The sequence below is a fragment of the Brevibacterium sp. UBA7493 genome, assembly GCF_002479565.1.
Taxonomy (GTDB): domain Bacteria; phylum Actinomycetota; class Actinomycetes; order Actinomycetales; family Brevibacteriaceae; genus Brevibacterium; species Brevibacterium luteolum.
This window is the reverse complement of sequence record NZ_DLOD01000015.1, coordinates 457,637-469,693: the sequence shown is the minus strand read 5'-3', so window position 1 is coordinate 469,693 and position 12,057 is coordinate 457,637. Positions and strand designations below refer to the sequence as shown.

At 69.0% G+C, this 12,057-nt stretch carries 11 protein-coding genes; 5 read left to right on the top strand and 6 right to left on the bottom strand.

Translation table 11 applies throughout. The features are described from left to right. Positions 1–6: 6 nt before the first annotated feature. Complete coding sequence (locus B4E96_RS11020; protein ID WP_259793857.1) at positions 7–291, bottom strand: FmdB family zinc ribbon protein; 285 nt, start codon at positions 289–291, stop codon at positions 7–9. Positions 292–513: 222 nt separating this feature from the next. Between B4E96_RS11020 and B4E96_RS11015 the strand changes: the two genes are divergently transcribed. Beyond that, positions 514–822, top strand: a complete 309-nt coding sequence (locus B4E96_RS11015; protein WP_102162378.1) for a 4a-hydroxytetrahydrobiopterin dehydratase — start codon at positions 514–516, stop codon at positions 820–822. Between the two features lie 328 nt (positions 823–1,150). Here the strand turns inward: B4E96_RS11015 and thpR are convergent, their stop codons facing one another. Both thpR and B4E96_RS11005 read right to left on the bottom strand, forming a co-directional pair. Beyond that, positions 1,151–1,717: an RNA 2',3'-cyclic phosphodiesterase gene (gene thpR, locus B4E96_RS11010; protein ID WP_286957560.1), complete on the bottom strand. Its 567-nt coding sequence runs from the start codon at positions 1,715–1,717 to the stop codon at positions 1,151–1,153. Between the two features lie 34 nt (positions 1,718–1,751). Further along, on the bottom strand, positions 1,752–2,984 hold the full coding sequence (locus B4E96_RS11005) for an alpha-hydroxy acid oxidase (RefSeq protein WP_286957559.1): 1,233 nt from the start codon (positions 2,982–2,984) through the stop codon (positions 1,752–1,754). 17 nt (positions 2,985–3,001) lie between these two features. Between B4E96_RS11005 and B4E96_RS11000 the strand changes: the two genes are divergently transcribed. Then, positions 3,002–3,673: a dienelactone hydrolase family protein gene (locus tag B4E96_RS11000; RefSeq protein ID WP_286957558.1), complete on the top strand. Its 672-nt coding sequence runs from the start codon at positions 3,002–3,004 to the stop codon at positions 3,671–3,673. Between the two features lie 125 nt (positions 3,674–3,798). Here the strand turns inward: B4E96_RS11000 and B4E96_RS10995 are convergent, their stop codons facing one another. From B4E96_RS10995 to B4E96_RS10985, 3 genes are all read right to left on the bottom strand, one after another. Then, positions 3,799–4,602, bottom strand: a complete 804-nt coding sequence (locus tag B4E96_RS10995) for a 3-oxoacyl-ACP reductase (RefSeq protein WP_286957557.1) — start codon at positions 4,600–4,602, stop codon at positions 3,799–3,801. A 100-nt stretch (positions 4,603–4,702) separates the two neighbouring features. Further along, entirely contained in the window at positions 4,703–5,803 is a 1,101-nt protein-coding gene (locus tag B4E96_RS10990; protein ID WP_286957555.1) for a cytochrome c biogenesis CcdA family protein, read from the bottom strand. Further along, on the bottom strand, positions 5,800–6,579 hold the full coding sequence (locus tag B4E96_RS10985; protein WP_286957554.1) for a DsbA family protein: 780 nt from the start codon (positions 6,577–6,579) through the stop codon (positions 5,800–5,802). Before B4E96_RS10985 ends, B4E96_RS10990 begins: the two co-directional genes overlap by 4 nt. A 468-nt stretch (positions 6,580–7,047) precedes the next feature. On the opposite strand from B4E96_RS10985, the gene B4E96_RS10980 reads away from it, so the two are divergent. The 3 genes from B4E96_RS10980 to B4E96_RS10970 are packed head-to-tail and all read left to right on the top strand — an operon-like array spanning position 7,048 to position 12,044. Continuing rightward, positions 7,048–8,073, top strand: coding sequence for a 3-oxoacyl-ACP synthase III (locus tag B4E96_RS10980; protein ID WP_286957553.1), 1,026 nt, complete (start codon positions 7,048–7,050; stop codon positions 8,071–8,073). Beyond that, positions 8,067–10,916 carry an alpha/beta fold hydrolase gene (locus tag B4E96_RS10975; protein ID WP_286957552.1) on the top strand — a complete coding sequence of 950 codons (2,850 nt, stop codon included), beginning with the start codon at positions 8,067–8,069 and terminating at the stop codon, positions 10,914–10,916. Before B4E96_RS10980 ends, B4E96_RS10975 begins: the two co-directional genes overlap by 7 nt. A 57-nt stretch (positions 10,917–10,973) precedes the next feature. After that, on the top strand, positions 10,974–12,044 hold the full coding sequence (locus tag B4E96_RS10970) for an NAD-dependent epimerase/dehydratase family protein (protein WP_286957551.1): 1,071 nt from the start codon (positions 10,974–10,976) through the stop codon (positions 12,042–12,044). Positions 12,045–12,057 lie beyond the last annotated feature (13 nt).

Sequence of the window (12,057 nt, the reverse complement as noted above, 5' to 3'; positions counted from 1 at the left end):
AGATCTTCAGGGCCGCGGGAGTTTGGCATGCAGCGGGTTGCGCGTGATGCGCGGCTGAGAGGCCCGCTTGGTGTGAGGCAGTGAGGAAACAACGGGTGGTTCGTAAGCGGTGCGTTCGGTCGATTCGACGAGGGACTTGGCTGCTGACTGGCGGTGCAGTCCAGCGGCACCAATCTGGCGGCTGGCTGAACCGCAGCAGTCAGGGCAGGTCACGGCAGCTGGCACGTCTGCCATAGGAAAGGATTCTTCGATGACTCCGCAGGTCTGGCAGCGGAAGTCGTACAGCGGCATAGCGGCACCCTGCCTTTCGCAATGCTCCATTGCGCTGTCGGCACTTTGCGGCGGGGAGCTTCACCGAAGCCATCGCCTCCGCGAGAAGTGCGATGTCTGTGATCTAGGCCACAGTCTATCCCGGATTGCAGATGCCGTCACCCGTTGCACGGCAGCGACTGGCACCTCACCTCACCGAACTCGCACTATCCGTGAGCTCAGCGACTGTGACACGGTTGAGCCATGAGTGATCCGAAGAAGAAGCTCAGCGCTGACGAGGTCGCCGAGGCGAACCTGGCTGACTGGCAGCAGCGCGGTGAGACCATTACCGCGACCTACCGCACCGGTGATTTCGCCACGGGTCTGGAGTTCACCAACCGGGTCGGCGCTGCCGCCGAGGACGCCGATCACCATCCCGACATTCTGCTGACCTACCCGCAGGTGCAGGTGACGTTGTGGAGTCATGACGTCGGCGGGCTGACAAGCCGAGACATCCGCATGGCCCTCACCATCAGTCAGCTCGCCGCCGAGCAGGAGCTCGAAACCGTCTGACCTCAACCAGTCCGGCGTCTGCCGCTGTGCGGCGCACCGCCACTGTGGGCACTTCGTGTGGAATCCAGACCACTCGCTTCTGCACGAAACGCACGCGGAATCGTCGGATCGTGTGCATCTCGTGGGGAATCGAGGCTCATCCATTCGACACGAACTGCACACAGCCGGCCAATCCAACCCGGCGCCAGGGACTCATCAACGTCCACTGCTGCCTCGAGACCTCTCGATGTTGCACTCAACGACTATGAATCCGGATTCTGATAGTCGTTGAGTGCTGAATCCAGACTCCTCGATTCAGCAGTCAACGCATATCGCGGCTCTGACCGGCTCAGCCCCGTCCTGTCAGCCGGTGCGTTCCGAGCACTTCATGCCGGGTCGGCCCGTGCCCGCGGTGAGAAGCGACAAGACTGATCGCCTCGACCCGCCACCGCAATGCGGGGAATGCGTCGAGCACCTGCAGCCATTTCGTCGCGTTGATCGCCCGCCTGCCGGTGCGGGCGATCGTCAGGTGCGGCACCGGGTCGGTCGAGTCGACACGGGTGCCAGCATTGTTGGCGACATTGCGCGCCCGCTGCTGCAGGCGGATGACCTCATCCCGCCCCGCCCCGATCCCGAGGTAGAGCACCTTCGCCTCGGCCGCGTTCGGAAACGCTCCTCCCCCAGCCAACTCGATGTCGAAGGGCGCAATCGTCTGGGCGGTCTCGGCGAGCATCTCGTCGATCCGGTCCTCGCAGTCGGTAGTGACATCGGGCATGAACGCCAGCGTCACGTGCCACAGCCGTTCAGCTGTGAAGCGCAGGTTCTCGTCGATCCCGCGCCGGGGCTCGACGAGCCCACCCAGCGTCTGCACGATCTCAGACGGCGGGTGGATGGCGGTGAACATCCGCTGTCCCATCAGTCCTCCTCAACCCCGCACCCTGACCGGCCCCTCAGCCCTCGCCGCGGTCCCGTTCGGCCCGGCGGATCATATCCGGGTTGAGGTCCGCGAGAGTCGCGGCACCCATGAGGTGCATGGTCACCCGCATCTGCGCTTCGAGCAGTTCGAGGACCTTGCGCACGCCGGCCTCCCCTGCAGCCATCAGGCCGTAGAGGTATGCCCGGCCGATGAGCGTGAAGTCGGCCCCGTAGGCGAGCGCGGCGAGGATGTCGGCACCGTGCATGATCCCGGAGTCGAGGATGATCTCGACGTCGTCTCCGGCGGCGGCGCGCACCACCGGCAGGGCGTCGAAGCTCGTCGGCGCCCGGTCGAGCTGGCGGCCGCCGTGGTTCGATACGACGAGGCCGTCGGCGCCGTTGTCGAGTGAGCGATGCGTGTCCTCGGCGGTGAGCACGCCCTTGACGAACAGCTTCCCGGGCCACTGCTCGCGGATCCAGGCGAGGTCCTCCATCGACAGGGTCGGGTCGAACATGCCGTTGACGAGCGCCGCCAGCGAGGACGTGTCATCCGACAGCGACGCAAAGGTCAGCGGGTCAGTGGTGAGGAAGTTGAACCACCATTCGGGCCGGTAGGACGCGTCGAGCACGGTGCCCAAAGTCAGCTTCGGCGGCACGGTCAGGCCGTTGCGCACATCGCGCAGCCGCCGCCCGGCGATCGCGGTGTCGACGGTGACGAGCAGGTTGCGGTAGCCGGCAGCCCAGGCCCGCTGGATGAGGTCAAGAGACGCTTCCCGGTCGCGCCACAGGTACAGCTGGAACCACTTCGTCGCATTCGGTGCGGCTGCGGCGACGTCCTCGATCGACTGGGTGCCCATCGTCGACAGCGAAAACGGCACGCCGGCGCGTTCAGCCGCTCGCACCCCGGCCACCTCGCCCTCGGCCTGCATCATGCGGGTGAAGCCGGTCGGCGCGATGCCCACCGGCAGCTCGAAGGTCTCGCCGGCGACCGTGGCGCGCAGATCGATGTCGTCGTTGGCGGCCAGGATCGCGGGGATGAATGTCAGTTCGCCGAAGGCATCCCGGTTGCCATAGTGCGTGCTTTCGGATTCGGCTGCCCCATCGACGTAGTCGAACGGTCCGGTCGGGGTTCGCCGTTTGGCGATCCGCCGCAGATCTTCGACGCTGCTCACCCGGCTGAGCCGGGCTTGGCGGCGATTGCGCTGAAGGTCGAACTGCAGCAGCGGGCCCAGATCGGCCCACCGGGGTATCCGTCGTCGTAGTGCCATGGCCACAGGCTACCGTCTTGCCCGCCGTCGCCGAGGCGGTGGTCGCCAGAGAAGATCCGGCCCCAGACGGGCTGGGAACCGCCGTGCGCGTGTGCCAGGATGAGGCCATGGCTGATCTTGTGCTCTTCCATTCCGCACTCGGGCTGACCGAGGGCATGTCCCAGTTGGCAGCGCAGTTCTCCGACGCCGGCCACGCTGTTCACACCCCCGACTACTACGAGGGCAACGTCTTCGACACCGTCGACGCCGGCATCGCCTACCGCGACGAGGTCGGCTTCCCGGAGCTGGCGAAGAAGGCCGCCAGTCTCATCGAGGACCTCGAGGGGCCGCTCGTCTTCGCCGGCTGGTCACTCGGTGCCGCAATGGCGCAGTCGATGGGCAAGCGGGATCCGCGGGCTGCCGGTGCGCTGCTCTTCCACGCCGGAGGTGTGCCGAAGAAGACCTCGTGGCAGGCCGGAGTGCCGCTGCAGATCCACTATGCGATCGGCGATGAGTGGGTCGATGCCGGTGCGCCGGAGCTGCTCGTCGCCTCCGTTGCCGAGGCGGGGGCGAGCGCCGCGCAGTTCGTCTACCCCGGCAGCGCGCACCTGTTCACCGACCCGTCTGCCCCGGAGTACGACGCGGACCTGGCCCGGCTGCTCATGGCCCGGGTGCAGGCGTTCCTGGCAGAGGAGATCGACCGCAGCTGAGAGGCGCGGCGCCGCCCGGCGATGAATTCCTCCAGCGCTGCACCGGTCAGCAGTGTGCTGCCGTTGCGGCGGTCGTCGCGGCCAGTCGATCGCCCACCGAACCGGAGGAACTGCCCACCGGCGGCTCAGTCCATCACGAGGCCGTTGTCGACGATGAGGTTCTGGCCGGTCACCGCACGCGAGGCGGGTGAGGCGAAGAACGTCACCGCCGAGGCGAACTCCTCCGGCGTCGTGACATGCCCCAGCGGCGTGGTGGATGCGATCGCGTCGAACACCTCGTCCGGGGTGGCCGAGGACGCGTCGGTGGTGCGCAGCAGCCCACCGGAGACCATGTTGACGCGCACGCCCAGCGGGCCGAGGTCCTTGGCGTAGGTGCGGGTGAGCGAGAGCAGCGCGGCTTTCGCGGCGGTGTAGTCGTGGTACGGCACGACGGGGTTCTGGAAAAGGTTGGTGCCGATGTTGACGACCCGGCCCGAACCGATCTCGCGGAATCCGCTCATCGCAGCCTGAATGACGTGCATCGCTCCGCCGACGGTGCCGCGGAACTGCTGCTCGAAGGCGGCGAAGGCGATCTCATCGGCGTCCGGGCGCTCATCGCCGTTGAAGGAGAAGTCGACAAGCGCGTTGTTGATGACGGTGGAGACCGGCTGGCCGAACTCCTCGCGGGCGGTCTCGAACATCGCCACCACCTGGCGGAAGTCGGTGACGTCGGCTTCGACGGCCAGCGCGCGACCGCCTCGGGCCCGGATCTGCTCGGCGAGCTCCTGGGCCTGGTCAGCCGAATAGCGGTAGTTGATGACGAGCGCCGCGCCCTCGCGGTAGAAGGCCTTGACGAGCGCGGCGCCGAGCCCGCGGCCGCCTCCGGTGACAAGGACGAGCTGTTCGTTCAGCGGCAGCGCCGCCGTCGTGTGAGCCTGCGCGTTCGACATCGAAACTCCCTAAGGCTGAGGCCGCACGCGGCCCGTGGACGTGAGGTGCCACCAGCCTATCCGGTTCGCACCGGTCTGAGCAGTGCGCGCTCAGCGGGGCTCAGCCCCGTCCGGCGCGTTCGGCTGCGCGGCGCTGCCGGCGGGTGAGGAACTCTCCGTCGCCAGCGGCCTGATCCGCTCCCGACGCGGTGGTGGCCGGTTCCGAGGCGGTGGTGGCCGGTTCGGCGGCGGAGGTTCCCTCCGCCTCGGCGAGGTCACGCGCTGGGCCGGGAGCCTCACCCGGATGGGTCGCAGCGGCGCCGTCGGCGAGGCGGTCGCCGTCCTCACCACCGGGCAGTTCCGAACGGTCGAAGCCGAGCTTCCTGCCGGGGGCGGTCAGCGGGTAGAGGATGAGGAACCACAGTGCGATGAGCACGCCTGCGATGATGAGGATGCTGCCCCAGGCCGGGATCGCGCGGTCGAAGGCGAGCAGCGCCTCCTGCAGCGCTCCGGCGGTCGCGGTGGAGATGACCTCCGGGGCGCCGACGAGGCCGTTGGTGGCCATGAAGATGACGCCGACGGCGATGAAGACGATGCCGGAGATGAGCGAGGTCGTGTGGAAGTCCCGGCCGGCGATCGTGATCGTCCTGCCGCGCAGCCACGACATCCGGCTGGCGCCGAACTTCTGCCACACGACGGCGATGACGAACACCGGCACCGCGATGCCGAGCGCATAGACCGACAGGTAGAACATGCCGGTCAGCGGGCTGCCGCCCGAGGCTGCCAGGGTGAGCACGGCACCGAGGATCGGGCCGGTGCAGAATCCGGCGACACCGGAGACGATGCCGAGCACATAGGCGCTCAGCAGCGAGGCGGTGCCGCCGCTGCCGGCGCCGGGGTTGCGCAGGCTCTCGGGCATGAAGCGGCCCAGGTCGAAGCCGAGCCCGAAGATCTGCAGCAGTCCGAAGATGATGAGCAGGACGCTGGCGACCATGATGAGGGTGGTGCGGTGGGCGGTCAGCAGCGCGCCGATGAATCCGGCGCCGGCACCCATCGGCAGCAGGATCGTGAGCAGGCCGATGAAGAACATCGCCGCCCGGCCGACGAGCTTCGACCCGCCGGAGACGGTGAAGGCGAAGAACGCCGGGATGAGCAGCGCCCCACACGGGCTCAGCAGAGCGAGCACGCCGCCGAGGAAGGCTGCGGTGAGGCCGATCGTCATGAGTCGCCTCCTGCTTCGTATGGGTTGTCCTGTTCTGCGGTCTCGATGGCGTTCTGGAACTCCTCCAGCGGCTGCGCACCGGACATCGGCTGTCCGTTGATGAGGAAGGCCGGGGTGGAGAACGCACCGACCTCGGCGGCCTCTTCGGCGTTGTCGCGCACGTGCTGGTAGGCCTCATCGAATTCCATGTCGCGCTCGAACTGCGCGACGTCCATGCTCAGCGCCTGCGCGGCGGCGGTGAGCTTCTCCTGCGTCAGGTCAGCCGGGTCGAGCGGCTCACCGTCGCCGAACAGGCTCTGGTGGAACTCGATGTACTGGTTCTGCTGGCCGGCCGCCCACGCGGCGCGGGCGGCGCGGTTGGAGTCCTCGCCGAAGAAGTCGACGTCGCGCCATTCGATGCGCAGCTTCGCCTCATTGAGGTACTGGTCGATGAGCTGCGGTTCGACCTCGGCGGAGTGCTTGGCGCAGAACGGGCATTGAAAGTCGGTGAAGACGACCATCGCCACCGGCGACTCGGGGTTGCCGAGACCGAACGGGTCCTCGGCATCGCGCCGGGCCTCACCGGGAACCTCGCCGTCGGATTCGCCTTCAGCCTGGCCCGAGGCATCGGCACCGGGATCGGCACCACCTCCCTGGCCGGCCGGCTGAGTCTGCTCAGCCACCGGGGCAGGCTGATCGTCCTCGTCGATGACGAGGATGAAGATCGCAATGAGGGCGATGACGAGGATATTCACCGGGATCGCCCAGAACCAGAAGGGTCGGGAATTGGCACGCACGTCCATTACCATAACGAAGCCCTCTGCGCCTGTGTACACGCTGAACACAAGGTCACTTGCCGCTCAACGTAGTCATCTCCCCAGCCTCTCGCGCTGACTGCTGATTGCTGACTGCTGATTGCACGAGCGTGGATATTGCAGTCAACGACGATGATTCGGGTGAAACCTCGACGCTGACTGCAATATCCAGGACGCCCGATTGTGCAGGCAGCGTCGATCCGCCCCTCACCGCACACCCCGGCACCCCGGTGACCACAAGCCCCCTTGCCATCAACGGCCCAGCCGCACACCGCCTCGGGCGCGGCGGGCGCAGCCGTCCCGGCCAGGTGCCCTGCCAGCACCGGGATCGCCGCCTGGCCGCACAAGGACGCCGAACGGCGGGCCCGGCCGGTTGCAGGTATTTGTCAGCTTGGGTATTAGGATGAGTCGGAGACTCCTGCACCGGCAATCTGTGAAACGGACCCTTCTTTGAACGGCAATTCGACTTTCCGGCACTCCAACGTCGCACTCCTCGGCCTCGCCGAGGTGACGGCTCCCGTCGAGGTCACCTCGGCCTCCTTCGACCAGCGACTCGCCGGAACCCTTGAGCGTCTGGGACTGCCCCACGGCCTGCTCGAACGCGTCGCCGGGGTCAACGCCCGCCGCAACTGGGAGCACCCCTCGGACTTCTCGACCGGTGCCGCTGAGGCCGGCCGCAAGGTCCTTGCCGACACCGGGATCACCCCCGATCAGGTCGGGCTCATGATCAACACCTCGGTCACGCGCGAGAACCTCGAACCGTCTGTCGCCGTCTCGGTCCACCACGGCATCGGCCTGCAGCCGCACGCGATGAACTTCGACCTCACCAACGCCTGCCTCGGCTTCGTCAACGGCATGACCCTGGCTGCGACGATGATCGATTCGGGCCAGCTCGACTACACCCTCATCGTCGCAGGTGAGGACGCCTCCCGCGTGCAGGAGTCGACGATCGAGCGGCTCTCCCGCCCGGAGATCACCCGGGCCGAATACCTCAACGAGTTCGCCTCGCTCACCTTGGGCTCCGGCGCCTCGGCCGCCCTGCTGGGACCGGCCGACAAGCACCCGGAGGGCCACCGGATCCTCGGCGGGGTGACCCGGGCGGCGACGTGGAACCACAAGCTGTGCGTCGGCGACCACGACGGCATGTTCACCGACGCCAAGGGCCTGCTGGAGAACGGCATGGAGCTCGTCACCACCGCCTGGCACACCGCCCACGGCGACGGCTGGGACTGGCGGAACATGGACGCCTACGTCATGCACCAGGTCTCCGACATCCACACGAACTCGATCGCCAAGGCCGTCGACCTCGACACCACCCGCATCCCGAAGACCTACCCGGAGCTCGGCAACGTCGGCCCGGCCTCCCTGCCGATCACGCTCACCCGCAAGGCCGCTGAGCTCAGTGCCGGCGACCGGGTGCTGTGCATGGGCGTGGGCTCGGGCCTGAACACGGCGATGACGGAGATCGAGTGGTGAGACTGCCCGGCCTCAGCCTGCGTCCTGGCAGCTCCGGCCTGCCGGCCCGCCCCGCCGAGAAGCCCGGGGACCTGCCGGGCTGGGATGAGCAGTGGTCGCGCCTCGTGACCGTCGGCACAGTCGACGGCGAGCGCACCTTCCACGTCCTCGACACCCTGCAGGCGCTGCAGGCCGAAGGGCTCGCACCGGCCGGCACGATCCTCGCTCTGCACGGCAACCCCACCTGGTCCTACCTGTGGCGCCACCTGGCTGCCGCCTCCCTTGACCGTGCCCGAGGCGGGGGTCCCGTCTGGCGGGTCATCGCTCCGGACCAGCTGGAGATGGGATTCTCCGAACGCCTCGCACACACCGGCCTGCCGACCACCCACGGTCCTGGCTTCCGGCGCATCGCCGAACGCGTCGCGGACTTCGACGCCGTTGTCACCGAGCTCCTCGCAGAGTACTCGACCGAGCGCACCGTCACCCTCGGCCACGACTGGGGTGGGGTGCTGTCGCTGACGTGGGCGGCGCGCAATCAGGACCGCATCGACGCGGTCGTCTCCCTCAACACCGCCGTCGCCCAGCCGGAGGGCACACCGATCCCGGCGCCCCTGCAGGCAGCTCTGGCCGGTCCGACGCTGCCGCTGTCGACGGTGCGCACCGACTGGTTCCTGCGCACTACCCTCGCCCTGGCCCAGGGCTCGCTGAGCGATGAGGAGAAGGACGCCTTCCGCGACCCGTACCGCACGGCTGAGCTGCGCGGCGGGATCGGCGCTTTCGTCGCTGACATCCCGGCCGTCGAAACCCACCCGTCGTATGCCGAGCTGCAGCGGCTCGGCGACGACATCGCCGGCATCGACCTGCCGGCCCTGCTCATCTGGGGGCCGAAGGACCCGGTGTTCTTGGAGCGGTTCCTGCGCGATCTGCGCCACCGCCTGCCCCAGGCGGATATCCACCGCTGTGAGAAGGCCTCCCACCTCGTCAGCGAAGACGCCGATGTCGCCGGCATCGTCCTCGACTGGCTCACCGCCCAGTTCGACACCCCCGCCCAGACGACCGGGACTGCTGAGGCGACGGGCGCCTCGGGAGCGGCCGACGACCAGGCGCCCGCCACCGCTGCTCCGACCACCTCCCGGATGATCTACGACGCGCTGGCCGAACGCGCCGACGACGAGGCGATCGCCTCGGTCGACATGTCTCAGAACCCGCCGCAGTCGGTGAGCTGGCGGCAGCTCTCCAGCGTCGTCGACGGGATCGCAGCCGGATTGCAGGCCCGCGGCCTGGCGCCCGGTGACCGGGTATCGCTGCTCGTGACCCCGGGCAACAACCTCACCGCCGCCGCCTACGGTGTGCTCAAGGCAGGCGGCACCGTCGTCGTCGCCGACGCCGGCCTCGGGGTGGCCGGGATGACCCGGGCGATCCGGTCTGCCGACCCGCAGTGGATCATCGGCGAACTGCCCGGCCTCACCCTGGCCCGCACCGCCGGCTGGCCGGGCCGGCGGATCTCCATCAGCCCCCTGCCAGGCCCCGAGCGGCTGGCTTTGAGCGTCGAGACCTCGCTGACCGAGCTCATCCGGGAAGGCCACGCCCACCTCGCCGCCGGTGAGCCGCTGCGCACCCCAGCACCTGCGGATCTCGCCGCGGTGCTCTTCACCTCCGGCTCAACCGGCCCGGCCAAGGGCGTGCGCTACACCCACGCCCAGCTCACCGCCCTCATGGACGTGCTCACCCGCACCTTCGACATGCGCCCAGGCGCCGGCCTGGTCGCCGGGTTCGCGCCGTTCGCGCTCTTCGGCCCCGGCCTCGGGGTCACCAGCGTGACTCCGGACATGTCGGTGACGAAACCGCGCACGCTCACCGCCGCGGCCCTGGCCGATGCCGTCGCCGAGGCCGACTGCACGATGGTCTTCGCCTCACCTGCCGCCTACACCAACGTCTGCGCAACGGCCGGCGACCTCACCGAGGCACAGCGGGCCGCCTGTGCCGGGGTCGAGCTCGCGCTCTCGGCCGGAGCGCCGGTGCCGCTGTCGCTCATGAACCAGGTGGCAGAGGTCTTCCCGCACGCTGAGATCCACTCCCCCTACGGGATGACCGAGGGGCTGCTGCTGGCCGATATCGACCGGCACGCAGTGGCCGCCGCCGAGGCGGAGGGCACCGAGGACACGGACGGCACCGATGACGCGGGCCCAGGTGCACAGGCGGCGCGCGGCGTGTGCGTCGGCACCCCGATCGACGGGGTGCGCTTCGCCCTGGCCCCCATCGGCGCCGACGGCCGGTCTGCCGATGAGCTGCTGACCGGGACGGACGCCCAGCAGGTGCTCGGAGAATTCGTCGTCTCCGCCGCCCACATCAGAGACGGCTACGACCGGCTGTGGTCGACCGACCAGCAGGCCGGCCGCGACACGCTCGACGGACAGCGCTGGCACCGCACCAACGACATCGGCCACATCGACACCGCTGGCCGCATCTGGATCGAAGGCCGCCTTCAGCACATCATCACCACCCCGGCCGGGTCGCTCGGCCCCGGCGGGATCGAAGCGCTGACCGACCGCGACCCGGCAGTCTTGCGCTCGGCGGCCGTCGGTGTCGGACCGACCGGCACACAGGCACTTGTCCTCGTGCTCGAACCCGCAGCCGGCAGCGACCCGGAATCCGGCGAACCCCTGGCCCCTGGCCTGGCACCGCTGCCGGTCGCCCAGCGGCTGCGCGCTCAGGTGGCCGCCGTGACCGGCTCGGACGTCGCCGCCGTGCTCATCGCCCCGTCGTTCCCGACCGACATCCGCCACAACTCGAAGATCGATCGCTCCCGGCTGGCCGACTGGGCCGCTGCCGTGCTGGGCGGCGAGCCGATCCGCACACCCTGACGACCCCCTCGGGACCGGCCAGCACATATCGCACCAGCCAGCTCACCAGGAGGAACAGTGAAGATTCTCGTCACCGGCGCATCCGGTCTGCTCGGCTCCTCAGTCGCTGCCGCGCTGGCCTCCGCCGGTCACACGATCACGACCCTGCAGCGCCGCCCTTCCGGGGTCGGTGGGGCCCGAGACATCGCCGCCTCGATCACTGATGCCGCCGCCGTCGCCGAGGCGGTGGCCGGCCAGCAGGCGGTCGTCCACCTGGCCGCGAAGGTCTCGATGACCGGGGACCCGGCCGACTTCGAGGCGATCAACATCGCAGGCACCCGCACACTGCTCTCAGCGGCCCTGGATGCAGGCGTGAGCCGGTTCGTGCACATCTCCTCCCCCTCGGTCGCCCATGCCGGTGACTCCCTCGTCGGTGAGGGCGCGGGCCCGGCTGACCCGGAGCATGCCCGCGGCGAGTACGCCCGCACCAAAGCCCACGGCGAACTGCTCGCCCTGGCTGCTGACAGTGCAGACTTCCGGGTGCTTGTGCTGCGTCCGCACCTCATGTGGGGTCCCGGTGACACGCAGCTGACCGAGCGGATCATCGACCGCGCCCGCGCCGGTCGGATGCCGGTGCTCGGCACCGGGGCCGCGCTCATCGACACGCTCTACATCGCCAATGCCGTCGACGCGATCGTCGCCGGCCTCACCGCCGTCGACCACCATCACGGTGAGGCGCTCGTCGTCACCAATGGACAGCCGCGCCCGGTCGGCGAGCTCATGACCCAGATGGCCCTGGCCGGAGGGGCTTGCCGCCCGAAGCTCAGCGTGCCCGTGCCCGCCGCCCTGGCCGCCGGCACCGTCGTCGAAAAGATCTGGGATCTTGCCGGCAGCTTCGAGGACACGCTGGCCGCCCGGCTGCCCGAATCGGCTGCCGCCCGCCTGCGCGAGACGCTGTCCGATGAGCCACCGCTCACCCGGTTCCTCGCCGAACAGCTCTCGACCGCTCACTGGTTCGACCAGCGCCGCACCCGCGAAGTCCTCGGCTGGCAGCCAAGGGTGAGCATCGACGAGGGCCTGGCCGAACTCGCCGCCCACTACGGCGGCACTGCTCCCCACGTCGCTGCGACAAGACCAGCAGGCCGCTGATACTCACCGTCGC

Bases quoted from the DNA above. Each gene is read 5' to 3' on its own strand.
- B4E96_RS11020 (WP_259793857.1), bottom strand. From the start codon at position 291: ATGCCGCTGTACGACTTCCGCTGCCAGACCTGCGGAGTCATCGAAGAA.
- B4E96_RS11015 (WP_102162378.1), top strand. From the start codon at position 514: ATGAGTGATCCGAAGAAGAAGCTCAGCGCTGACGAGGTCGCCGAGGCG.
- thpR (WP_286957560.1), bottom strand. From the start codon at position 1,717: ATGGGACAGCGGATGTTCACCGCCATCCACCCGCCGTCTGAGATCGTG.
- B4E96_RS11005 (WP_286957559.1), bottom strand. From the start codon at position 2,984: ATGGCACTACGACGACGGATACCCCGGTGGGCCGATCTGGGCCCGCTG.
- B4E96_RS10995 (WP_286957557.1), bottom strand. From the start codon at position 4,602: ATGTCGAACGCGCAGGCTCACACGACGGCGGCGCTGCCGCTGAACGAA.
- B4E96_RS10990 (WP_286957555.1), bottom strand. From the start codon at position 5,803: ATGACGATCGGCCTCACCGCAGCCTTCCTCGGCGGCGTGCTCGCTCTG.